This window comes from Pseudomonas sp. GW823-FHT06B06 (genome assembly GCF_058795195.1).
Genome location: NZ_JBXAHO010000052.1, coordinates 12,476 through 35,883, shown reverse-complemented (window position 1 = coordinate 35,883; position 23,408 = coordinate 12,476). Strand labels below are relative to the sequence as shown.

Genomic DNA, 23,408 nt, shown 5'->3' with positions numbered 1-23,408 from the left:
CCATCGCGGCGACCCACGGAGCAATGCCGGAGTGAGGGCATGCCGAGCCCTAGCGAGGCACCGAGTGGTGGGGCAAAAGCGTTTGGTTACTTTGCGCTTCTCAAAGTGACCCGCTGTAAGAGCGAAACCATAAGTCGCCGTTACCGCAGCAATGGATATACACCCAATCCCCTAGGCCACCCCCCCCTAGTCCACTTTGACGATGAGCCCATCCCCCCGCAGCCCCGATCATGGGCTGCACTCCGCCAGCGCACCCTGCGTGGTCGGCGGTTCTTTCCTGACCTCAGCTAATGGCATAACAACAATGACGGCTCAAGTTCAGTCTCAGACCCACTACGACGTGATCGTCGTCGGTTCGGGTGCAGGTGCGATGACTTCGGCGGTATTCCTCGCCGACCAGGGTTTCAGTGTGCTGGTGGTGGAGAAAAGCAACCAGTACGGCGGCACCTCGGCGATCTCCGGAGGCGGTATCTGGATTCCCAACAACCACTATTTCGCGCGCATGAAGGGCAACGACAGCTACGCCACCGCCCTGACTTACCTGAAGGCGGCAGCGGGCGAGCATGTCGGTGAAACGCGCCTGCGTGCCTACCTGGACAATGCGCCGAAGATGATCGAGCAGCTCACCCGTATCAGCCGGGTGCGCTACGCCGTGGCGGCCAAATACCCTGATTATTATCCGCACCTGCCGGGGGCTTTGCCCGGTGGGCGGACCCTGGATCCGGAGTTGTTCGACACCAGTCTGCTGGGTGAGGAACTGGCAAACCTGCGCAAGCCTTCGCCTTCGACCCTGCTGATGGGGCGCATCGCCTGGACGGCGCGCGATGCGCACAAGGCCATGGCCCGTAGCTTCGGCTGGCGCCTGCTGATCATGAAACTGATGCTGCGCTACAAGCTGGACTTCAAATGGCGACGCAAGAGCAAGATGGATCGCCGCGCGTCCTTGGGCAGTTCGTTGGTGGCGTCTTTGCGCCGCTCGCTGATGGATCGCAATGTACCGTTGTGGCTCAACACCGATTTCTGCGGCCTGGTCACCGATAACGGTCGGGTCAGCGGCGTCACCGTGCGCCGTGACGGTGCCGAGCTGCAACTGCAGGCACGCCACGGTGTGATCCTGGCCTCCGGTGGCTTCGAACAGAACCAGGCCCTGCGTGACCAGTACCTGCCCAAGCCAACCCGCAAGGCCTGGAGCGCGACACCGCCCGGCAACAACACCGGCGCGGCCCTGGAAGCCGGCATGGCCCAGGGCGCGGCCACCGCGCTGATGGATTGGGCCTGGTGGGCGCCGACCATTGCCGTACCGGGAGAAGACAAACCCCGGGGGATTTTTGCCGAGCGTGCGTTCCCCGGCGCCATCGTGGTTAACGGCCTGGGGCACCGCTTTGTCAACGAAGCCGCGCCTTATCTGGAATTTGTCGATGCCATGCATCAAGACAACCAGAAAACCGGCGGCAAGTCGGTACCGGCCTGGGTGATCTTCGACGCGCATTTCCGTTTCAACTATGCCATGGGGCCGTTGATGCCAGGGCAGATCATGCCCGACAGCCGCCTGCGCAAGGAGTGGCTCAATAACCTGTATTGGAAGGCCGACACTGTGGCTGGCCTGGCCCGACAGATCGGCGTCGACAGCCTCGGTCTGGAAGCCACCGTGGCCAAGGTCAACGACTATGCAGGCTCCGGTGTGGACCTCGACTTCGACCGTGGTGGCAATGTCTTCGATCGCTACTACGGTGACAGCAACATCAAGCCCAACCCGTGCCTGGCGCCCCTGCGCAAAGGCCCGTACTACGCCATGCGCCTGGACGCCGGGGACATCGGCACCAAGGGCGGCCTGTTGACCAACGAGCATGCCCAGGTGGTGCGCGAAGATGGCACCGCCATCGCCGGCTTGTACGCCATTGGCAACTGCTCGGCGTCGGTGATGGGCACCAGCTATCCGGGAGCGGGTGGCACCCTGGGGCCGGCGATGACCTTCGGCTATGTCGCCGCCAATCACCTGGCTAGCCAGCGTTAGGAGGGGCTATGTCAATGTCCGATAACCTCCCCAGCACCGATGTGCTGCCGCCCCTGCAAGTAACCGATGGCAGCAGTGTGGACTGGGACGAACGTTGCGACGTGCTGGTCGTCGGCTGGGGCGCTGCCGGTGCCTGCGCCGCGCTGGAAGCTCGGGCCCAGGGGGCCAACGTGCTGATCGCTGACCGCTTCACCGGCGGCGGCGCCAGCGCCAAGAGTGGCGGGGTGGTCTACGCCGGTGGCGGTACGCGTCATCAACAGGCCGCGGGCTTCAACGACAGCCCCCAAGCCATGTTCGATTACCTCAAACACGAAACCGGGGGCGTGGTGAGCGATGACACTTTGCGGCGCTTCTGCGCCGACAGTGTGAGCAACCTCGAGTGGCTGGAAAGCCACGGCGCGCCCTATGCCCACCAGATGCCACCCGGCGGGGGAAAGACTTCGTACCCGCCCGACGGCTACTTCCTCTATTACTCGGGCAACGAATTGGTGCCCGACCACGGCGGCCCCTTGCCGCCTGCACCACGAGGGCATCGCACCGTGGGCAAAGGGCAGGGCGGCGCGGTGCTTTTTGCCCACCTGAAGGCAGCGTGCCTGAAGGCCGGAGCGAAAACGCTGTTGCAGGCGGCGGCGCGACGACTGCTGGTCGACCCCCGGGGGCGGGTACTGGGTGCCGAGTTTTGGTGTATGCCCGAAGGCAGCAAGCAAGCCCAGTTGCACGCACGACTGTCCGCCCGCGCCGAACGCCTGCAGAACTTCGCGCCGGGCTATTGCAACAAATTGCGCAAGAAGGTCTGCCAGCTGGAACGGGATTTCGCCAGGCCCCTTCGGGTGCAGGCACGCCATGGCGTGATCCTGAGCACCGGCGGCTTCATCTTCAATCGCCAGTTGCTCGAACAGCACGCACCGAAGTTCCGGCGCAACTTCAAGGTCGGCGCCACCGGTTGCGATGGCAGCGGCTTGCGCCTGGGCGCCAGTGTCGGCGGCCAGGGGGCGGGGCTTGAGCGGGTATCGGCATGGCGCTTCATCAACCCGCCGTACAGTTGGCACAAGGGCATCGTGGTCAATCGCGAGGGCCGGCGCTTCTGCAATGAAGAAGTCTACGGCGCCACCCTCGGGCAACCGTTGATGGAAGAGCAGGGCGGCAAGGCATGGCTGGTGCTGGACGCGCCGTTGCGCAAGAAAGCCATCCGCGAAGCGCTGTTCGGCGGCTATTGGTGGTTCCAGAGTTTTCCGGCCCTGGCGCTGATGCTGTTCAAGGTGCGCAAGGGCAAGAGCCTGAGCGAGTTGGCCAGTGCGACCGCCATGGACCCCGCCGTACTGCGTGCGTCGGTGCTGGCCGCCAACGCCGCCGCCCGTGGCGAAGCGCCGGAGCCATTCGGCAAGTCCGAGGGCGGTCGCCAGGTGCTTGAGCAGGGGCCTTTCTATGCCTGCGATATCTCAGTGACCAATCCGGTCTTCCCCCTGGGCGCCCTGACCCTGGGCGGCTTGCGCGTGGATGAGCGCAGCGGCGCGGTGCTGGACCAACACGGGCAAGCCATCAGTGGCCTGTACGCCGCCGGCCGCAGCGCGTTGGGCATTCCCTCGCACCTGTACATCAGTGGCTTGTCCCTGGCCGACTGCGTGTTCTCCGGTCGACGAGCCGGTGCCGCTGTCGCGCGCACCCAGCAAGCCGAAACGATCCATACACACGAGATGACATGATGACCGACAACAAGAATGGCCGGGTTCACGGCAAGGTCGCGCTGGTCACCGGCGGCGCCAAGGGCATCGGCGCCGCGAGTGTGCGGCTGCTGGCGGCCGAAGGCGCCCAGGTGCTGATCAGCGACCTGGACATCGAGGCCGGCCAGGCCCTGGCCGCCGAAATTGGGCCGACGGCAGCCTTTGTTCGCCAGGACGTCAGTAGCGAAGACCAGTGGCGCCAGGTCATCGACCATGTGCGCGAGCGCTACGGTCGCCTGGATATCCTGGTCAACAACGCCGGCATCCTGATTTGCGGCTCGATCGAAGAAACCACCCTGGCGGACTGGCACAAGATGCTGCGGGTCAATGCCGACAGCGTATTTTTAGGCTGCCGCGAAGGCATCGCATTGATGAAGGACAGCGGTGGTTCGATCATCAACCTGTCGTCGATCGCGGCCCTGGCCGGACGCGACGATTACGCGGCCTACAGCGCCTCCAAGGGCGCGGTGGCGGCGTTGTCGCGTTCGGTGGCAGCGCTTTGCCGGCGGCGCAAATACCGCATCCGCTGCAACACCCTGCACCCCGACGGCGTCCTCACCGACATGACCCGCGGCAGCCTTCCCCAAGGTATCGACCCGGACCGCCTGACCATCGACAGCGACCCGATGAACCGCATGTGCCTGCCTGAGGATGTGGCGGCCAGCGTGCTGTTCCTGGCCAGCGATGAGGCGCGGGCGATCAATGGTGTGGAGTTGCGCGTTGATAGTGGGCAGATGGTGATGAGTATCTAGCGGCTGGTGCTATCCCATCCCCAAACACCCAACACCGGCTCGCTCCTACAGGCGGAGGCGTATCTGAAATTACCTTCTGATATTCACCCTGTAGGAGCTGCCGCAGGCTGCTGTTTTTCCTCTATCAGGGCTTCTCTCGATTCAAGGCACTTGAACACTGGCCGAATCACCTTGGCTGACGATTATCTCATTGTCCTTGGTGATTGATTGCTTGATGTTTTGCCCGGTGACCCCCATGACCCGGCCGTCTTGCGCGTACGTTACTTCGACATGGCCCCCACCAATAAAATCCAGGCGAAAAATACGAGTTTGATCCTGTGTTCGCACAGCGAATGATTCAATCTCGGACAGGCTCCGGATCCCTACTGATTTGGGAACAAGATTTTCGATGGTCACCTCACCATCATTCAAGATAATTGTTGACCCATCCGGGCGAGTGACTTTCATGCCGCCCTTAATTTTTTCGATAACGTGACCATGAACCTTGCCGAGAAGGACATAACCTTCGTCGTCTACTTCACTTGAGCTTTCACCCGCTGGCACCTCCATTCCCGGAGAATGCATCTCGAACGTTATTTTATCGCCTGCTTCATGCTTGCTCATTATATTGCTCCCTTTTAGTCGCCGGAATTGGCGGTGTTGCTTCTAATGCGTGAGCCTTATGTGTTTATCGGTTGCACCTGTCGATCAGGAAATACTCAGGCGTCACCGAACAGTCTCCATTCGATATTTTCCTCTTCGACGGTCACTCGGTCGGCGAGCAGGAAGCGGCTGTGGCGCCTCTGGACTCTGACGGTTGGGAGCATTTCGCCCTTCTCGAACCGGCGAATTTGTTCACCTTCGAGACGCGAGAAAAGCTGGCTGCCGATATCGGCTTTCCAGTAGCCAGTCTGCGGGCAGGCTTGGCCGCTATTGCAGGTCGGCCTGGGAGAGGTAGCTTGGATGAAGTCGGGAGATTCCGGCAGCGGTCGGCCGGTGGCGGGGGCCAGGCGTTTGGCCTTGGCCAGCTGGTTGATCAGCGCTTCGCCGGGTTTTTCTGGGGGGATGTTGGCCAGGCGGGCTTCGAGCCATTGGAGTTTGCCGTCCCAGGCGGGGAGTTTGGCGGGAGGGAGCGGGAGGATTTCGTTGATTTCGGGGACTTTGGGGTTGGCGTAGGAGTAGCCCGAGAGTATTTTCCAGATTTTTCGGTAGCGTTCGGCGCGTTCGAGGTCTTCCGTTTGCCCGAGGTAATGCATCGTGTTGGAAGGTAGTGGATCGCGAAATGTGGCTTCCAAGCGGCCGGCAGCGCTATCGCTGCCCCCCGTCACGCCCAATTGCAAGACTTCCATTGCTTCGTTGTATTTTTGCTCATCTCTCAGATAAATCGATAACATGACAGCGGCTCTACCGTGCCCCTGTTCGGCAGCACAACGGCGCATCTGCCGAGCAACGTCTGGAGCAATGTCGCTCGGTGCCAGCTTATCCCCCACGTAATACTGAGCTTCTGCATTGCCTTTATCGGCGGCCTTGCGGTAGTACCGCAAGGCCATTTCCGTATCCTGTTTCAAACCGGCCGAACCCTGTTGCAGGAAGTTGCCGACAAAGTAATACCCCGTGGCCACGCCTGCATCGATCAGTTGCTGACTCAGGCGCAGATGCTCATCACCACGCAAATTGAAATGGCCGCGCATAGCGCCGTTCTGCAGGTTGATATTGGCCTTGTAATGGCCGTTTTCTGAGGCGATGCGGTAAAGCCGCTCGATTTGGACATTGATGTTTTTGTCCTGCTTGAGCTGGTTGTTTTTTTGCAGCCAGCGAGCGTATTGAAACAGTACATCAGACTCGGTTGACGACTCAGGGATCTGTTCGTGTGCACAGGTAAAAGCCAACTTGGCTTTGATCTCGGTGAGTGGGTTCACGTGAGAATCCTTCTTCGTAGGGTTGAGGGCGCTGGAACTGTCACAGGCGACCAGCAGCAGGCAGGACAGCAGGAGTAAACGGCGCATCAGTCGATGTCCTGCAGCTTTTTATCGCCGTAGTAAAATTCCACGAGCGAAGCGCTAGGCTTATCCTTACTTTCCCTGAGCTTTTTGTTGTCATCGATGATCTCTTGCCAAGCCTTGAACGCCTGCTCCGCATCATCTTGCCCCCCCTTCTCCCCCGTATGCATGTTCCACAACCGCCGCCGCAACCCCTGGGTCACACTCGCCCACTCATGTGCAATATTCAGCTCACTATCGACCTGCATGCTGCGGGTGTTGATGTTGGCTGAGCCGTGGGTGGTGAACACGTCGTCAACAATCATCAACTTGGAGTGGATGTACACCGGCATCCAGTCCTTGCCCGCCGGTGAGTCGGGGGCGACCAGCGAGCACACGTGGACTTTCAGGCCGGGAATGTTCAGGTCCGCTTCAACGGCGTTGCGCTCGATTGCGCTGATGTTGGCGTTGAGGTCAGCCATTCGAAAATCATTGAGTCTGGCTGCATGCCGCTGAGCTTCACTGAAATCGGTTCCGCCCAGCGCATCGGTAAGATTCGTCAGCGTGAGTAAGGCGCGCTGTTCGAGCATTTCCCCCAGGGTGGGGGCCTGCTTCGCAGCGTCACGCTTTGTCTGTTCAACGCGCCGTAACTTGGTGATCACGGGGATGGTGTCGCCACGCCCGAGGCTTTCGAGCATGCGCTGGGTATTGATCGCGCCGGGCTCTACGCTGTCTTTGCTGGCATTGGTGATCACGAACAGGTGCAAGGGACCGTGTATTCCGGGGTCGCGCCCGGCCTTCGTCTGACCGGCCGCCACAGCCTTGATCAGCTCGGCCAGAGGTGGCCAGCGAAAATATTGGTTTTCGATGTAGATGAACTGGGTCGCGTTGTTCACGGCCTGCAGATACAGCGCCTCGATATCGCGCTTGCCCTCCTGCGGTTGGGTGCGTACCAGCTGGGCCATTTGCCGGGTGGCGTCCGGGGTGCATTGAAGTGTCGGTCCCACCTGCATGGCACGGCGCGAGGCGAACAGGTCCTCGCCGGTTTCCTTGCGCCAGGCGGTGGCGAAGTTGTGGTGCAGGTGTTCGAGAATGGGTCCACTGACCTGGCTGGAAATGTCCTGGCGCGGGGTATCGCCACGCGGGCCGGCGCAGGCTTTCGGCTTACTGTCCTTGGCGCGTTTCAACGCCGAATGATCGTTGGTGTCCCAATACTCGTCGAGCATGTTGTGGCCCATGACGAAGCCAGTGGCGCGATCGGCTATTTCGTAGTCAACCAGGACCGTTTTCTGATGGTGGGTCGCAGCCGCGCTCAGCGTGGCAATCGTGCTGGGGCTGAGGTGCGGGTCGAGACTTGCGTATTTCACTTGATGGGCAATTTCAGCTCTTTCATACACGCTGAAACCTCGGCTGACGAACACCGGCACATTGCGAGCGACACGCATCGCAGCCGCCGCACTGCCATTGAATGCACATCGGGAAAACCACTGACGGTCATAGGCGTATTGGTCGTCCGTGGAAGGTTGCAACTCCCGGTTGGCGATGCGGTACGGGCCTTTACCCGGCAAGTTGGCTTCCCCCGCCACGCCAGCGGCATTGAACGGCGCTTCCCAACCCAACAGCCGAACCTCGACGCCTTCCCGCGCCTTGGTCATGAGCAACTCGCCGATCCGCGGCGATACGCCATCGCGGATGAAGTACATCGACGGCTGAAACCCCCAGCAGATGATGTCGACGGTCCTCACGGCCCTGGCAATAGCCTCGTGCACGGCCCGGAAGGTTTCCTCGCCGTTGATCAAGGGTTGATAGGTCGCCTTTGCAGGAGGGTACTCGGTGTGCTGCACGTACCAGGGCGGGGTGCAGGTCACCTTGTTGGTATGCTGCAGCGCGACCGGCACGACAATGTCGGGTCTCATCATTGTATTTTTCCTTCCGGGTCGTTGATGCCCATCTGCGCGGCGTACTGCCCGCGGTGATCGGTGTGTGACGTTGGCTGGCTCACCTCGGCAGCGGCTTGCGCGGGGTGGTTATGCAGGCCGCGATTGGCGAGTGCTGCCTGCTCGGCATTGCGGTAATCGGTGGGGACCGGGATCTGGTAAGCCACACCGTTGGCCATCACCAGCCGGTAACCCCGGGTCACGACCTGGTGGTCGATCGACAGTTGCCCGCTCTTGTCCAGCACGCCTTGCTGGAGCACTGCGCCGTCGGCGTACAGCGTGTAGGGCATTCCCGCCCAGCCGAGGCCCGAGGCGTTAGGGGCTTGCGGTATCTCGAAGCGCAAGGTTTGCCTGGATTGAAGTGGCGGGTAATCCGGATGCGTAGCGGTCATGCTGGCCGGGCCGCTAAAGGCGAAGTGGGCGGATTTGGCCGTGTGGTCTCCCGCCGTCCCCGATTCGATGCCGCCCGCATCGAGGCTGAAATAGCTTCCGCCGCCATTGAGGGTGATTTTCTTTTTTGCCGTGATGCGGACTTCGTCTTCGGTGCTGGTAATCGACAGTTCGTGGCGGGCCAGCAGCTCGAGTTGGTCGTTCTGCGCCTGCACGGAGACCGGGCCCTGATTGGCGATCAGTTTGATCCCCAGCTTGCGCACGAACAGGTTCAACCCCCGCCCGACGCCGATGAACAGGCGCTTGACCACGCTAATATCGGCTTGGCCGCCAGCGTTGAGCATCAGGTTGTCCTGCGCCGCCAGTTGCAGGTGCTGGCCGCTGGTGAGGGCGATGCCCTGTGGCGCGCTTAGCAGAATCACCTGGGCCTCGAGCTCATCGAGTTGGTCGCGCATCAGTGACAGTTGGGCCTCCACATCGGCAGGGTCGGCGTGGGCCGCCTGGGCATCGCTGGAGAGGCTTTGCGACTGCTCGCCGGCCTGTTGCAAGCGGCCCAGTGCGGCTTGCATGTCCAGTACCTGACCCTGGGCTTTCGGTTGTTCCTCGGCTGTGATGAACAGGCCCTTGCCCCCACGAATGGCGCCATGCCCATCGGTCCTTAGCTCAAACCCTTCCCCGCGTTTCTGTTTCTTGGCATCCACCAAATGCCCCAGGCTCAGCTGACTCTTGCCGCCATATTCCGTGCTGAGCTTGACGTGCTCCTGCCCCCGCAGGTCTTCCATGCGCAGCTTGTTGTTCGCCGGCGTGCGCAGCACGTTGCGGGTGTGGTCGCGCCTGCGCAGGGTCACGGGGTCCGGGTGTTCGCTGTCGTGCAGGGCGTGGGCGATGTAGGGGCGGTCGGGATCGCCCTGTTCGAAGGCCACGGCCACTTCGGTGCCGACCAGCATCGGCAGGTGCAGGCCGTGGGTGTCGCCGCCGTAGGGTCGGGCCAGGCGTAGCCAAGCGCTTTCCTGGCCGGGTTTCCAGGTGTCGCGGTCGAACAGGAAGCGCACCCGGTAGCGGCCTTCGAGGTCGATTTCGGCGTAGCGGTCGTTGCGGTCGGGGCTGCTGAGGCGGGCCGGCAGGGTGCCGGCGATGAGTGGTTTGGCCGGGACCGGGGGGCGGAAGCAGACCATTTCGGCGTAGGGGATGGCCTCGAAATGCACTTCGATACTGCGGTCGCGGGCGGCGCGGGTGCGCAGGCTTGTGATTACTGCGCCGAGGGCAAAGGCCTTGGGCGCGTCTTTGGGGAACTTTGGCGCCACGGTATCGCCATCGGTGATTTTCAGCACCTGCCCCGGTGCCAGGGTGGCGCTGCTGCTGGCACCGCTGAGGTGGGTCTGGGCGTTGAGGTAGCGTTCGTGGCGCAGGCGTGCGTAGAAAAAGCCGCTTTCGCTTTGCAGATCTTCGTCCTGATCGAGGCGATCGCCGAGCACGCGGTAGGGTTCGGCGTAGTGGTAGGCCTCGCCGTAGGTGGTGCTCGTGGTGCCGCGGGTCTGGTCGACTTCGCCATCGAGCCAGGCCCGCGCGTCGCGGTGGTGATAGGCGCGAAAGTTGATGGACTTTTCCACCACCTGGTGGCGGGTCTGCAGCTGCCACACGCCGTCCTCGCCGGTGGCGAAGCCGGCCGGTGCACGCAGCGGCAGCTGGACGCCGAACTGGTAGTGGCGCTGGTCGTCGTGGAATTCGACGACGTCGATCTGCAGGCGGTCGTCGTGGCTGAAGCGGTACCAGATGCCGACCTCGGCCAGCAGCCGCTCGATGAACGCCAGGTCGCTCTCGCCGTACTGCATGACCTGCTCACGGCGGGGGTAGTCGCGCACCAGCTGGAACAGGAAGTGCTGGCCGAGAAAGTCGTGGCGGCTGCGCAAGATGTGCTCGACGATCTCCGGCACCGACTGCTGCTGGTACAGGCGGTACTGGCGGCCACGGTCGAGTAGGGCCAGGCGCGGTTGCAGGGTGATTTCGTAGCGGGCTTCGTCGCGAGAGGCGGACAGGCGATGGAAGCTGTTGATCTTGCCGTACAGGCTGCGCAGCGGCTTGACCTCGGGCACCGGCAGGCCCGGATAAGGTGGCTTTGCCGGTGGCGGGTAAAGGCTGAAACGGGCGTCCTTGTTGAGCATTTGCTCGGCGCTGAGGTCCTGCTCGGTGCAGGTGAATTCGATGCGATAGCTGAAGAGCTGGCTGAGGTGTTCTTCGCCTTCGAAGGCCAGGACGTCGAACTTGGCGTCGAACCGGTGGATGGTGAATTTATGGCGATGGTGATCGAAAAAGATGCGCGATTGAGTGCTCATGGACAGGCCTCCCTGGGCTGGATGGGCATACGGGGAGGATTGGTTTTCCACCCTCGTTGAAGCACTCGAGAGCTTTAATGAATCTGACAAAAGTAGGGGTAGGATGCTTCCGATATACGCGTAGGATGCGTCCGGGATGGCGGTGCGGCGCATCTGTAGGAATATTTGCGTGTTTGACTAAAGGGGGGCGGGGCAGCATCCCAGCATTTGGAGCGAGGGTTGTTTCGCCTCTATTGTCAGCGTTTTTGCGAGCAATTTGCAGCGTGTTTAAACGCCAGTCAGGTTACTTCCCGAAAGCCACAGCGCCTTGCGCCGTTGCCTACGGTTACGCCAGAATCCGCCGGCTTGTGCGCCTTGGAGTCGCTCGGTAACTTGATCGCCGTCACTGATTGCAGTGATCGGGTTTAGTAGCCCGGCCAAGGTTAAAGCGGTCGCATGAGCATCATCAGTCAGGTATTCGCCTGCACTTGATGGTAGCTGTGCGCATGGCGTCCTCGGGCGCGCCGGTTTTTGCTTACCCTTGCCGGTCTACTAACTTGCGCACAGCTGCCACCCTTTCGTGTAGTAGCGAGATGGTGCGGCCCAACTAATAAGGGAAGCACTCATGATCAAGCCAACACCGAACCCGCCGGACAGCGATCCGGCAACTCCTTCCGACCCCACCCCCTCAGCCGCCGACATCAACGCCACCCCGCGCAAACCCTGCACCATGTTCATCGTCAACCCGGAACTCGACACCGAAACCCTGCTGGCCCACGCCTGTGAGTCACTCGCTTCGGCCAATGTCATGACCCTGGATCTAGCGGATCGCACGCAGGGGACGAGTCGCAATACCCTGCTGGGTATTGCGCAAGTCATCATGCTGGGGGAGTTGGCGGTCAATCGGGCGCTGGATCGGATTGATCCGCGGGAATAGACGCGCAAGGATTGCGGGACGCAAAACTGTAGGAGCCAGGCTTACCGGCGAAGGCGTATTTGAAATCGCCTTCGCCGGCAAGCCTGGCTCCTACGGGGGGATCAACGTTTTCGTTAGGGAGATTTCAATACCCCTCAAACTGTGCTGGCCGTTTGTCGATAAACGCCTGCATCCCTTCCTTCTGATCCCGTGACGCAAACAGCAGCGCATTAGCCTTGCGCTCCAAAGCCAAACCAGCCTCCAGCGGCGCATCCATGCCAGCCAGGATCACCTCCTTGATCTGCTCGGCGGCCAACGCCGGCATCGCCGCGATGACGCGTGCCAGCTCGAGGGCGTGGGCCTGTACCTGGTCATCGTCCACCAGGTCGCTGACCAGCCCGGCCACCCAGGCTTCCTCGGCGCTGATGGGTTGGCCGGTGAGCGCCATGCGCATCGCCTTGACCTTGCCCACGGCCCGGACCAGACGTTGGGTACCGCCGATACCGGGCATGATGCCGATGCGGATTTCCGGTTGGCAGAAGCGTGCGCTGCGCCCGGCGACGATCAGGTCGGCGTGCATCGCCAGTTCGCAACCACCGCCGTAGGCGTAGCCGCAGACGGCTGCGATCACAGGTTTAGGGCAGTGCTGGATCGGCCCCCAGACCCTTTCGGTGTGGCGCTTGTAGATGTCGATGGCGCCGACCCCGGCCATGCTGTTGATGTCGCCGCCGGCGGCGAACACCTTGTCACCGCCGGTCAGGATGATGCAGCGCACCTGGGGATCTATCGCCAACTCACTGAAATGACGCGACAGCAGCGCCTGCAATTCCAGGTTCAAGGCGTTGGTCGCGTGGGGGCGGTTGAGTCGCAGCAGGGCCACGCCGGGCAGTGGGTGTTCGAGCAGAACCGGTGCAGCAGATGAGTCGGACGTGGGCATCTTCGAAGACCAGGCAAGGTGTGAATAATCGCCAGTGTCCTGTTCACGCCGCTGAATTTTCATCGTCCGTTCAGACGTAGTTTGGCCCGCGGTTCGTCCCTAGAGTGATCCTTGTCAGTAGAAAAGGAGCACATGATGGAGCTGCATTCGGGTCTTGATTACAGCGGCAAGGTGGTGCTGGTTACCGGTGGCACCAAGGGCATCGGCGCCGGTATCGCGCTGGGATTTCTCGCCGCGAACGCTCGGGTGATCATCTGTGCCCGGCGCGAACCTGAGCAGGTGCCGACATTGGCCGGCAAGCGCGCAACCTTCATTGCCGCCGATGTGCGCGACCACGATTCCCTGCAACGCCTGTTCGCCACCATCGAGCGCGATTTCGGCCGCCTCGACGTGGTGATCAACAACGCCGGTGGCAGCCCTGCCACCGACGCGGCCACGGCCTCGCCGAGGTTTCATGAAAGCATCATCAGTCTGAACCTGATCGCCCCGCTCAATGTCGCCCAGCACGCCAACCGGCTGATGCAGGCACAGACCCAGGGCGGTTGCATCGTCTTCATCGGCAGTATCAGTGCGCTGCGTTCCTCGCCAGGCACCGCCGCTTACGGCGCGGCCAAGGCCGGGGTGCTGGCGCTGGTGCAATCGCTGGCGGTGGAGTGGGGGCCCAAGGTGCGGGTGGTCACGGTCAGCCCGGGGCTGGTACAGACCGAGCAGTCGCACCTGCACTACGGCTCCGAGGCCGGTATCGCCGCCGTCGCGGCCGGCATTCCGGCCGCGCGCATGGCGGTGGCCGAAGACATCGCCAACGCCTGTCTCTACATCGCATCGCCGCTGGCCAGTTACGCCAGCGGTTGCAACCTGTTGCTGCATGGCGGTGGTGAACGCCCGGCATTTCTCGATGCCGCGCAGGTTCTGCCCACCTGATCGACCTATTGCGGCGACCGGGTTCGGTGGCCGCCTTCAATGTGAAGGAGACGACTTTGGCTGATCCACAATTGCTATCCAATGTGCGCGCCCTGGTGGGGCGCCAGTACGGCCGCGTGTATGCCTGGGACGAGGTCAACGCCCCGATGATTCGCCAGTGGTGCGAAGTCATGGGCGTGGACAACCCGTTGTACACCGACGCGGGTTTCGCCTTGGGCACCGCACATGAGGGCCTGATCGCCCCGCCTGCGATGTTGCAGGTGTGGACCATGGAAGGCCTGCACGCCAACAACTACCCACCTGGCTCCACCGACGAGAACCCTTACGAGGTGCTCAAGGAAATGGAAGCCTACGGCTACGCCTCCACCGTGGCGGTGAACTCCGAACTGAGCTTCACCCGCCCGGTGCGCTTGGGGGAAAAACTCTACTACACCACGCGCCTGGATTCGGTCGGCGATGAGAAAACCACCGCCTTGGGCACTGGTTTCTTCGTCACCCTGGTGATGAGCCATTTCGTCGAAAAAGCCGGTGGCGATGAGCCGGTCGGCGAGTTGCTGTTTCGCGTCTTCAAGTTCCGAGCGGCCAATGCCCAGGCGCCGGCAAAGGTTGAGTCAGCACCGGCCAAGGCCAAGCGCCCGCTGCCGGGCATCAGCGATGACACGCGGTTCTTCTGGGAGGGCTGCGAGCAGGGCCAGTTGCTGATCCAGCGCTGCACGGCATGCAAGACCTTGCGTCATCCACCGGCACCGGTGTGCATCCAGTGCCACAGCTTCGACTGGGACACTGTGCAGGCCAGCGGCCGCGCCACCTTGTATTCGTTCGTGGTGATGCACTACCCCGAAGTGCCGCCGTTCGATTACCCCAACCCGATCGGCCTGATCGAGCTGGCCGAAGGCGTGCGCCTGATCGCCGGCCTGGTCGGTGTCGAGCGGGACCAGTTGCAGATCGGCCAGCCGTTGCAGGTCGAGTTCCAGACCTTCGATGACCAGCTGACCCTGCCGATGTTTCGGCCGGTAGAGGCATAGGAGCCCCCATGGATTTCGAATTGAGCGAAGACCAGCGCGCCATTGCGCAGATGGCCGACGGCCTGTTTGTCGACCACTGCCATGACGACTATATGCGCCAGTGGGATACCAGCGGCGAGCCGATGATGGCGCCGCTGTGGGCGCTGTGCATCGAGACCGGGCTGCATGCCCTGGCCATTCCCGAAGAGCACGGTGGCAGCAGCCTGGGCATGACCGAACTGATGCTGGTGCTGCAAGCCCAGGGCAAGGCCCTGGCCCAGGTGCCGCTGTGGCGTCATCAATTGGCCGCCGCGACCCTGGCCCGTTTTGATGCTGGCGACAGTGCCGGCTGGGTAGCGAGGGCAGCAACCGGCGAGGCGCTGTTGAGCCTGTCCATGGAGGGCCTGAGCAGCGCGCTGGGTATCGAGTTGCAAGCCTGTCCGTGCGCCGACGGCTGGTCGGTCAACGGCCGGGTCGCGGCCCTGGCATTGGGCGAGCAATCCCAGGCCGCGCTGGTGTTGGTAGACGTCGACGCGCAGCCACGTTTGCTGCTGCTCGATCTGTCGGCGCCCGAGATAAAGCGGGTGCCGGCAGTGATGACCCACGGCGAAGCGGCGGCCGACCTGCACATCCAGGGCTTGACCGTGAACGCGGCGGCGCTGTTGCCGGCCGAGGCGGTCGCCTGGCTGGAGCTGCGCAGCGTGGCGGCATTGGCGGCCCTGCAACTGGGGGTCAGCGAAGAGCAGATCCGCCGCACCGTGGCCTATGTCAGCGAGCGTCGGCAGTTCGAGCGGGTCATCGGTAGCTTCCAGGCGGTGCAGATGAGCATGGCCGACAACCATATCGCCGTCGAAGCCTTGCGCACGGCGCTGTGGCAATTGGCCTACCGCATCGATGCCGGCTTGCCGGCGCCTTCCGAAGCCCTGGCCACCGCCTGGCTGGCCTGTGAAGCGGGGCACCGCATCGGCCACACCGCCCAACACGTGCATGGCGGTATCGGCGTCGACCTGACGTACCCGATCCACCGTTTTCTCTACTGGAGTCGCGGCCTGTCCCTTGCCCTGGGTGGCTCGGCAGCCAACCTGGAACGCCTGGGCGACTGGCTCAACGATAACGACAAGCTGGGATGGAAATATGACCTCGAAGAACACCAAGCGCTTTGAAGACGTGCGCCCCGGCGAAGTACTGCCGGAGCTCGCGGTGCCGATTACCGTGACCCTGATCAACGGCGGGGCGATTGCCACCCGTGATTACTTTCCCGGTCACCACGACGCTGAGGCGGCCCGTGCCCTGGGTTCGCCCCATGTGTTCATGAACATCCTCACCACCAACGGGTTGGTGCAGCGCTTCATCGAACAATGGGCCGGGCCGCTGGCGCAATTCACCGCGCTGAAAATCAAGCTTGGCGCGCCGAATTATCCCGGTGATTGCATGACCTTCAGCGGCAGCGTCAGCGCGCTCGATGCCGACACCCGCGCGGTGGAAATCACCTTGAGCGGCAAAAATTCCATGGGCAACCACGTGACCGGCACGGTCGCGCTGGTCCTGCCCTGACAGCCGGAGAGACACAGATGACTGATTCATCGATTTCCGGGCGCGCCGCGATCGTTGGCCTCGGCGCGACCGAATTTTCCAAGAACTCCGGACGCACCGAATTGCGCCTGGCCCTGGAGGCCACCTTGAGTGCGCTTAAGGATGCCGGCATCGACCCAAGCGAAGTAGAGGGCTTCAGCTCCTACTCGGTGGACAAGGTCCCGGAGTACGAAATCGCCCGTCTGCTGGGGTGCAAGGACGTCAAGTTCTTCTCCCAGGTGCCCCACGGCGGCGGCGCCGCCTGCGGGCCGGTGATGCACGCGGCGATGGCGGTGGCCACCGGCGTGGCGAAAGTGGTGGTGGTGTATCGGGCCATGAACGAGCGTTCCTGGTATCGCTTCGGCACCGGTGCCTACGGCTTCGCTTCGACGCCGACCTTCGACAACGTCAACTACGGCTGGTACATGCCCCACGGCTTCCATACGCCAGCCGCCTGGGTCGGGATGTTCGCCCAGCGCTACATGCACACCTATGGCGCCACCTCCGAAGATTTTGGCCGTGTCGCGGTGGCGGCGCGGGATTTCGCTGCGACCAACCCCCAGGCGTTTTTCCATGGCAAGCCGATCACCCTGGAAGAACACCAGGCCTCGCGCTGGATCTGCGAACCGCTGCACCTGCTCGACTGCTGCCAGGAATCCGATGGCGCCGTAGCGATGATCATCACCTCGGCCGAGCGTGCCCGCGACCTGCGGCAGAAGCCGGTGACCATCAAGGCCGGCTCCCAAGGCATCAGCCATGGCCAGCAGAGCATGACCTCGTTCTACCGCGACGATATCACCGGGCTGCCGGAAATGGGCGTGGTCGCCCGCGAACTGTATCGCCAGTCGGGCCTGGGCCCGGACGCGTTCCAGACCGCGGTGATCTACGACCACTTCACCCCGTTCGTTTTGCCGCAGCTGGAAGAGTTCGGCTTCGTCAAACGCGGCGAAGCCAAGGAATTCATCCGCGCCGGGCACCACGCCCGTGGCGGCAAACTGCCGATCAACACCCACGGCGGGCAATTGGGCGAGGCCTATATCCACGGCATGAACGGCATCGCCGAAGCGGTACGCCAGGTGCGTGGCACGGCGGTCAACCAGGTGGCGGATGTGCAGAACGTGCTGGTCACCGCCGGCACCGGCGTACCCACCAGCGGCCTGATACTCGGCACAGCCTAAGGAGCAGCAGATGTTCGTCGACCTCACTCCCGAACAACATGCCCTGCGCCACAAGGTGCGGGACTATTTCCAGGCCCTGATGACCCCGGACATGCGCGCGCAGTTGCGCGGCAAGGAAGGCGGCGAGCTGTTTCGCCAGACCATACGCCAGATGGGCCGCGACGGCTGGCTCGCGGTTGGCTGGCCCAAGGCCCATGGCGGCCAGGGCTATGCCGCCACCGAACAGTTGATCTTCTTCGAAGAAGCCAACATCGCCGGGGCGCCACTGCCGTTCGTGACCATCAGCACCGTCGGCCCGGCCTTGATGGCCCATGGCAGCGAGCTGCAGAAAGAGCGCTTTCTGCCAGGGATCGCCGCGGGCGAAATCATGTTCGCCATCGGTTATTCCGAACCCGACGCCGGCAGCGACCTGGCCGTGCTGAAAACCAGTGCCCGTCAGGACGATGAAGGTTTCCTGGTCAATGGCAACAAGCTGTGGACCTCAGGTGCCGAATCGGCTGATTTCGTCTGGCTGGCGGCCCGTACCGATCCGACCCAGGCGCGGCACAAAGGCATCTCGCTGCTGATCGTCGATACCACGACACCGGGCTTCTCCCACACGCTGATCCATACCGTTGGCACTCCGACGGCGGCCACCTACTACGACAACGTACGGGTGCCCAACGAGATGCTGGTCGGTGAGTTGCACGGTGGCTGGAAACTCATCACCTCGCAGTTGAACCACGAGCGCCTCGGCCTGGGTACCTGGTCGGACAAAGTCGTGGCGCTGTTTCGCCGGGTTTACCTGTGGGCGCGGGCCCGCGATGAACAGGGCCGTCGGGCGATGGACAAAGCCTGGGTGCGCAGCTCGCTGGCCGAGTGTTACGCGCGCCTGGAGGCGATGCGCCTGATCAACATGCGCATAGCCGCCGATCTCGAGCTCGACCGCATGAGCGTCGCGCTGAGTTCGACCACCAAGGTGTTTGGCTCGGAGTCGGCCATCGAGATCCTGCGCAAGCTGGCGGCGATCGTCGGTGCCAATGGTTCGATGCGCAGCGGTTCGGCGGCGACGCTGTTGGAGGGTGACCTGGAGTATGAATTGCGCTCTGCAACGACCCTGACTTTCGGCGGTGGCACCAATGAAATCCAGCGCGAACTGATCGCCCAGTTTGGCCTCGGCATGCCGCGCACCCTGCGCTGACGCTCGTCCATCAACAACAAAAACCGTACTCGCCCCGGACCCGGGGCGGGTCCAAGGGGACTTTCATGAGCACGATCGAACAATTTCGGCAGGACACCCGTGCCTGGCTGGAGGCCAACTGCCCGCCGTCCATGCGCACGGGCATGGCGGAAGGCGATGTGGTGTGGGGCAGCCAGAACCCGCAGTTTCCCTGCGAAGACGCACGCCTGTGGTTCGAGCGCATGCGCGACAAACGCTGGTTCTGCCCCGAGTGGCCCGAGGAATATGGCGGCGCCGGCCTGAGCGACGAACAACTGGCGGTGCTGGAAAGCGAGATGCGCCGTATCAAGTGCCGGCCGCCGCAGATCAACCTCGGCATCTGGATGCTCGGGCCGGTATTGCTGGCCTATGGCAGTGAGCAACAGAAACGCGACCTGCTGCCGCCGATTGCCCGTGGCGAAGTGCGCTGGTGCCAGGGCTTCTCCGAGCCTAACGCCGGCTCTGACCTCGCCAGCCTGAAAATGGCCGCCCGCGATGCCGGTGACCACTTCGTGGTGGACGGCAGCAAGATCTGGACCTCCTACGGCGACAAATCCGACTGGATGTATGCCCTGGTGCGCACCGACTTCAACGTGCCGAAACACGAAGGCATCAGCCTGATCGTGCTGGACATGCGCAGCCCCGGGGTCAAGCCGCAACCGATCGATTTGATCAGCGGCAAGTCGGCGTTCTGCCAGGTGTTCTTCGACAGCGTCAAGGTGCCCAAGAGCCAGTTGATCGGACCGCTCAATGGCGGCTGGAACCTGGCCAAGTACCTGTTGCAGCACGAACGCAAGGCGATGTCGAAATTCGGCGAGTTCAGCTTGCCGTCGCACGTCGACCTGCTGGCGCTGATGCGCCAATACGTGCCGGCACCACAGACCCAGGGCGAGCATGCCTTGCAGGCGCGGGCGACGGCCTGCGCGATGAATGAACATGCCTACAACCTGACGGTGCAGCGCATGGGTGAGGAAGCACGGGCCGGCGATGACATCGGCGGCCTGATGTCGATCATGAAGCTTACGCACACTGAACAGGAGCGCGACAAGTTCGAAGTGCTACTCGATGCCATGGCCGGGCACGCCTTCGGCTGGAATAGTCCGGCGTTCAGCGAGCAGCAACTGGCGGTCACCCGTTCCTGGTTGAACAGTTATGCGCTGACCATTTCCGGCGGGTCCTCGGAGGTCCAACTCAACGTCATCGCCAAGCGCGTGCTGGGCTTGCCCGACGCTAAAAAAGGAGTCACCCCATGAGCCTGCGTTACAACGATGACCAGCGTTTGCTGGCCGACAGCGCCCGGGACTTTCTCGCTGCCCGCAGTCCGGTGAGTGCCCAGCGTCGGTTGCGGGATGAGGCGGTGGCCCTGGGTTTCGAGCCGCAGCTGTGGCGTGACGCGGTAGAGTTGGGCTGGAGCGCAATTGCGTTTCCCGAAGAGTTCGGTGGCCTGGATTTCGGTTGCAAGGGCCTTGGGCCGATTTTCGAATCCATGGGCCGCAACCTGTCTGCCACGCCGCTGTTGTCCAGCGTGGTGCTGGGCGGCTCGCTGGTGCAACTGGCGGGTAATGCGGCGCAGAAGGCGCAGTGGTTGCCAGCGCTGATCGGTGGCGATCAGCGCCTGGCCTTGGCCGTGGACGAACACTCGCGCCACGATCCGAGTCGCATTGCCCTTGAGGCCAAGGCCGAAGGGCAGGGCTATCGCTTGCACGGCGACAAGTTCTGGGTGGTCGATGGCCTGGGTGCCGATGCCTACGCGGTGGCGGCACGCACGTCCGGGCAGCCGGGTGAGACGCAAGGCATCAGCCTGTTCCTGGTGCCGGCCGGTACGCCGGGCTTGACGGTCAGCGCCTTGCCGCAAATCGATTCGCGCAACCACGCACGCCTGCAACTGGATCAGGTGCAATTGGGCAGTGACGCGCTGCTGGGCAACCTGGGCGAGGGCTGGGCCGTGCTGGAAACAGCACTGGACCGGGGCCGCGCCTGCCTCGCGGCGGAACTGTTGGGGATGGCGGAGCAGCTGTTCGAAACCACCTTGGAGTACCTCAAGACCCGTGTGCAGTTCGACACGCAGATTGGCACCTTCCAGGTCCTGCAACATCGCGCCGCGAAGATGTACATCGACCTGGCGCTGAGCCGCAGCGCCCTGATGGCCGCGCTGGCGACCCTGGATGACACCGGCCTCGAACCTCGGGCCCGCGCTCGACTGGTCAGCCTGGCGAAATGGAAAGCCGGCGACACGGCGATCAAGGTCGCCAACGAAGCGGTACAGATGCACGGCGGCATCGGCGTCACCGACGAGCTGGATGTCGGCCTGTACCTCAAGCGCGTGCGCGTTGCGCAGAGCTGCCTGGGTGACCGGGATTTCCATTGCGAACGCTATTCGACCAACGCGTAAACCCCTGTGGGAGCGAGCCTGCTCGCGAAGGCGCAGTGCCAGTCAATGAGGATGTTGAACGTGCCGGCCCCTTCGCGAGCAGGCTCGCTCCCACAAGGATTGCGGGTGTACCCGACACCTGTACACCACACAACACCCCTGTGGGAGCGGGCTTGCTCGCGAAGGCGGAGTACCAGGCAATGAGGATGTTGAACGTGCCGGCCCCTTCGCGGGCAAGCCCGCTCCCACAAGGATCGCGGGTGTACACGACACCTGCACACCACACAACACCCCTGTGGGAGCGAGCCTGCTCGCGAAGGCGGAGTGTCAGGCCATGAAGATGTTGAATGTGCCGGCCCCTTCGCGGACAAGCCCGCTCCCACAAGGATCGCGGGTGTACACGACACCTGCACACCACACAACACCCCTGTGGGAGCGGGCTTGCCCGCGATATCGGAGTGTCAGGCGATGAAGATGTTGAATGCCGAGCCGCGCCCACAGGTCCTTCGCCCGTTCTGGAGAAAACAAAAATGAGCATTGAACGCTGGCAAACCGCGTGGCGCCAACTGATCGCCCCCGGTTCGCCTTTTGAAGTGGTGACGCCCGATGACGGCGCTCCACGCTACTTCCGTCACGCCCCCCACGACCTGCTGCAAGTCATCGACGCCGGTCGAGTCCACGGCGATCGCGAATTTCTGATGTGGCAATCGCAACGCCTGACCTTCAACCAATACTTCGACCAGGTCGACCGCCTGGCCGGGCAGATGGTTGCCAATTTCGGTGTGCAGCCGGGCGATCGGGTAGTGATTGCCATGCGCAACCAGCCGGCATGGCTGGTGGCCTTCGCGGCGATCCAGCGCTGCGGCGCGGTGTGTGTGCCGCTCAACAGTTGGGGCCTGCGCGACGAGTTGCAATACGCGTTGCTGGACAGCGGTTCGCGCCTGCTGCTGTGCGACGAAGCGCGCCTCAATACCCTGCGTGAAGACCTGGCCCGCGAGCAGCGCGCCACGATCGTCGTCGGGGCTGAGGATCCTGCCTTGCCCGAGTACTGCCTGCGTTTCGAGGACTTGATCAGCGCCCCTGCACAACCTGTACCAACGCTGGAAATAGATCCTGGCGCACCAGCGCTGATCCTCTACACCTCCGGCACCACCAGCCGCGCCAAGGGCGTCGTGTCCAGTCACCGGGCAATCTGCCAGGCGCTGTTTGCCCTGGATTTCCAGGGCGCGTTTTGCGCCATGAGTTCGCCCGAGCGTATCGGTGTGGTGATCAACAGCGGTTATCCACCCACCACGCTGGCGGCTGTTCCGCTGTTCCATGTCAGCGGCTTGCATGCGCAGTTTTTGTCGGCATTGCGCGGCGGTCGACGCTTGATGCTGATGTACAAGTGGGATGTCGAACGCGCGATCGACCTGATTCGCGACGAGCGCTGCACCCAGTTCAACGGTGCCCCGGTGATGATGCAGCAATTGCTCGCCTCGCCGCGCTTTGGCAGTGAGCAGACCGCCAGCCTGTTCGGTCTGGGCCTGGGCGGCGGCGCATCGTCCGCCAACGTGCTCGACGACATGCTCAAGATCAAGCCCGACGTCATCGGCGGAGCCGGCTACGGCCTGACCGAAAGCAACGGCATCGGCGCGGCGATTGGTGGTGATCCGTTTGTCTACAAGCCGGCGACAGCAGGTTGGGCATTGCCGATTGTCGACATCCGCATCGGTGAAAGCCCCGAGCAGCCGCAGCCGACGGGCACTCGCGGGGTGATCTGGTTGCGTTCGCCAACCTTGATGAGCGCCTACTGGAACCTGCCCGAGGCCACTGCGCAAAGCCTGTGCGACGGTTGGCTCGATACCGGCGACATCGGTTACCTCGACGATGAGGGTTTCCTCAGCATTACCGGCCGGGTCAAGGAGTTGATCAACCGCGGTGGCGAAAAGATCTCCGCCGCTGAAGTTGAAACCTGCGTCCTCGATATGCCCGGTGTCCTGGAAGCGGCTGCATTCGCCATCGCCGACCCGCTGCTGGGGGAGACGGTGGGGCTGGCCGTGCATGGCCAGGCATCGACGCTGCCCCAAGCGGCGCAGATCTGCGCATTCATTGCCGAGCGCCTGGCTGCCTACAAAGTGCCGAAACAGGTCTATCGGGTACTCGAACCCTTGCCCCGCAATGCCACCGGCAAGGTGCTCAAGGCACAGCTGCAAGAAAAACTGGACGCATAACGCCGCCTTAGTCT

18 protein-coding genes are annotated in these 23,408 nt (G+C 62.9%); 13 read left to right on the top strand and 5 right to left on the bottom strand.

The annotated features are described in order from the left end of the window. Positions 1-304: 304 nt before the first annotated feature. The 3 genes from AC1Q8Q_RS29400 to AC1Q8Q_RS29390 are packed head-to-tail and all read left to right on the top strand — an operon-like array spanning position 305 to position 4,487. A complete protein-coding gene (locus AC1Q8Q_RS29400) occupies positions 305-2,014 on the top strand; it encodes an FAD-binding protein (RefSeq protein WP_492615852.1) in 1,710 nt (569 codons plus the stop codon). 8 nt (positions 2,015-2,022) lie between these two features. Continuing rightward, positions 2,023-3,717, top strand: coding sequence for an FAD-binding protein (locus AC1Q8Q_RS29395; protein ID WP_492615851.1), 1,695 nt, complete (start codon positions 2,023-2,025; stop codon positions 3,715-3,717). Next, complete coding sequence (locus tag AC1Q8Q_RS29390) at positions 3,714-4,487, top strand: SDR family oxidoreductase (protein WP_492615850.1); 774 nt, start codon at positions 3,714-3,716, stop codon at positions 4,485-4,487. The genes AC1Q8Q_RS29395 and AC1Q8Q_RS29390 overlap by 4 nt, the downstream gene beginning before the upstream one ends. Before the next feature lie 141 nt (positions 4,488-4,628). On the opposite strand, the gene AC1Q8Q_RS29385 is transcribed toward AC1Q8Q_RS29390, so the two are convergent. The 4 genes from AC1Q8Q_RS29385 to AC1Q8Q_RS29370 all read right to left on the bottom strand — a co-directional run bounded on the left by AC1Q8Q_RS29385 (position 4,629) and on the right by AC1Q8Q_RS29370 (position 11,105). After that, positions 4,629-5,090 carry a hypothetical protein gene (locus AC1Q8Q_RS29385; protein ID WP_110749066.1) on the bottom strand — a complete coding sequence of 154 codons (462 nt, stop codon included), beginning with the start codon at positions 5,088-5,090 and terminating at the stop codon, positions 4,629-4,631. Between the two features lie 95 nt (positions 5,091-5,185). Then, on the bottom strand, positions 5,186-6,472 hold the full coding sequence (locus AC1Q8Q_RS29380) for an SEL1-like repeat protein (protein WP_492615849.1): 1,287 nt from the start codon (positions 6,470-6,472) through the stop codon (positions 5,186-5,188). Beyond that, positions 6,472-8,364, bottom strand: coding sequence for a phospholipase D-like domain-containing protein (locus AC1Q8Q_RS29375; protein WP_188264741.1), 1,893 nt, complete (start codon positions 8,362-8,364; stop codon positions 6,472-6,474). The genes AC1Q8Q_RS29380 and AC1Q8Q_RS29375 overlap by 1 nt, the downstream gene beginning before the upstream one ends. Then, positions 8,361-11,105, bottom strand: a complete 2,745-nt coding sequence (locus AC1Q8Q_RS29370; protein WP_492615848.1) for a type VI secretion system Vgr family protein — start codon at positions 11,103-11,105, stop codon at positions 8,361-8,363. Before AC1Q8Q_RS29370 ends, AC1Q8Q_RS29375 begins: the two co-directional genes overlap by 4 nt. A 604-nt stretch (positions 11,106-11,709) precedes the next feature. On the opposite strand from AC1Q8Q_RS29370, the gene AC1Q8Q_RS29365 reads away from it, so the two are divergent. Next, on the top strand, positions 11,710-12,021 hold the full coding sequence (locus AC1Q8Q_RS29365) for a DUF6124 family protein (RefSeq protein WP_492615847.1): 312 nt from the start codon (positions 11,710-11,712) through the stop codon (positions 12,019-12,021). A 124-nt stretch (positions 12,022-12,145) separates the two neighbouring features. Here the strand turns inward: AC1Q8Q_RS29365 and AC1Q8Q_RS29360 are convergent, their stop codons facing one another. Further along, positions 12,146-12,937 carry an enoyl-CoA hydratase gene (locus AC1Q8Q_RS29360; RefSeq protein WP_492615846.1) on the bottom strand — a complete coding sequence of 264 codons (792 nt, stop codon included), beginning with the start codon at positions 12,935-12,937 and terminating at the stop codon, positions 12,146-12,148. Positions 12,938-13,072: 135 nt separating this feature from the next. On the opposite strand from AC1Q8Q_RS29360, the gene AC1Q8Q_RS29355 reads away from it, so the two are divergent. The 9 genes from AC1Q8Q_RS29355 to AC1Q8Q_RS29315 all read left to right on the top strand — a co-directional run bounded on the left by AC1Q8Q_RS29355 (position 13,073) and on the right by AC1Q8Q_RS29315 (position 23,394). Beyond that, a complete protein-coding gene (locus AC1Q8Q_RS29355; RefSeq protein WP_432668369.1) occupies positions 13,073-13,858 on the top strand; it encodes an SDR family oxidoreductase in 786 nt (261 codons plus the stop codon). Between the two features lie 56 nt (positions 13,859-13,914). Then, positions 13,915-14,883, top strand: a complete 969-nt coding sequence (locus tag AC1Q8Q_RS29350; protein WP_033043869.1) for a bifunctional MaoC family dehydratase N-terminal/OB-fold nucleic acid binding domain-containing protein — start codon at positions 13,915-13,917, stop codon at positions 14,881-14,883. Between the two features lie 8 nt (positions 14,884-14,891). Further along, the gene (locus tag AC1Q8Q_RS29345; RefSeq protein WP_489325715.1) at positions 14,892-16,025 is read left to right on the top strand and encodes an acyl-CoA dehydrogenase family protein; all 1,134 of its coding nucleotides are present in this window, start codon (positions 14,892-14,894) and stop codon (positions 16,023-16,025) included. Further along, the gene (locus tag AC1Q8Q_RS29340; RefSeq protein WP_033043866.1) at positions 15,997-16,416 is read left to right on the top strand and encodes a MaoC family dehydratase; all 420 of its coding nucleotides are present in this window, start codon (positions 15,997-15,999) and stop codon (positions 16,414-16,416) included. Before AC1Q8Q_RS29345 ends, AC1Q8Q_RS29340 begins: the two co-directional genes overlap by 29 nt. A gap of 17 nt (positions 16,417-16,433) precedes the next feature. After that, on the top strand, positions 16,434-17,612 hold the full coding sequence (locus AC1Q8Q_RS29335) for a lipid-transfer protein (protein ID WP_020801276.1): 1,179 nt from the start codon (positions 16,434-16,436) through the stop codon (positions 17,610-17,612). Positions 17,613-17,622: 10 nt separating this feature from the next. Beyond that, complete coding sequence (locus AC1Q8Q_RS29330) at positions 17,623-18,792, top strand: acyl-CoA dehydrogenase family protein (RefSeq protein ID WP_020801277.1); 1,170 nt, start codon at positions 17,623-17,625, stop codon at positions 18,790-18,792. Positions 18,793-18,857: 65 nt separating this feature from the next. Next, positions 18,858-20,063, top strand: a complete 1,206-nt coding sequence (locus AC1Q8Q_RS29325; RefSeq protein WP_020801278.1) for an acyl-CoA dehydrogenase family protein — start codon at positions 18,858-18,860, stop codon at positions 20,061-20,063. Then, the gene (locus tag AC1Q8Q_RS29320; protein WP_432668363.1) at positions 20,060-21,202 is read left to right on the top strand and encodes an acyl-CoA dehydrogenase family protein; all 1,143 of its coding nucleotides are present in this window, start codon (positions 20,060-20,062) and stop codon (positions 21,200-21,202) included. Before AC1Q8Q_RS29325 ends, AC1Q8Q_RS29320 begins: the two co-directional genes overlap by 4 nt. 509 nt (positions 21,203-21,711) lie before the next feature. After that, on the top strand, positions 21,712-23,394 hold the full coding sequence (locus AC1Q8Q_RS29315; protein WP_492615845.1) for a class I adenylate-forming enzyme family protein: 1,683 nt from the start codon (positions 21,712-21,714) through the stop codon (positions 23,392-23,394). The last annotated feature ends 14 nt before the right edge of the window (positions 23,395-23,408 follow it).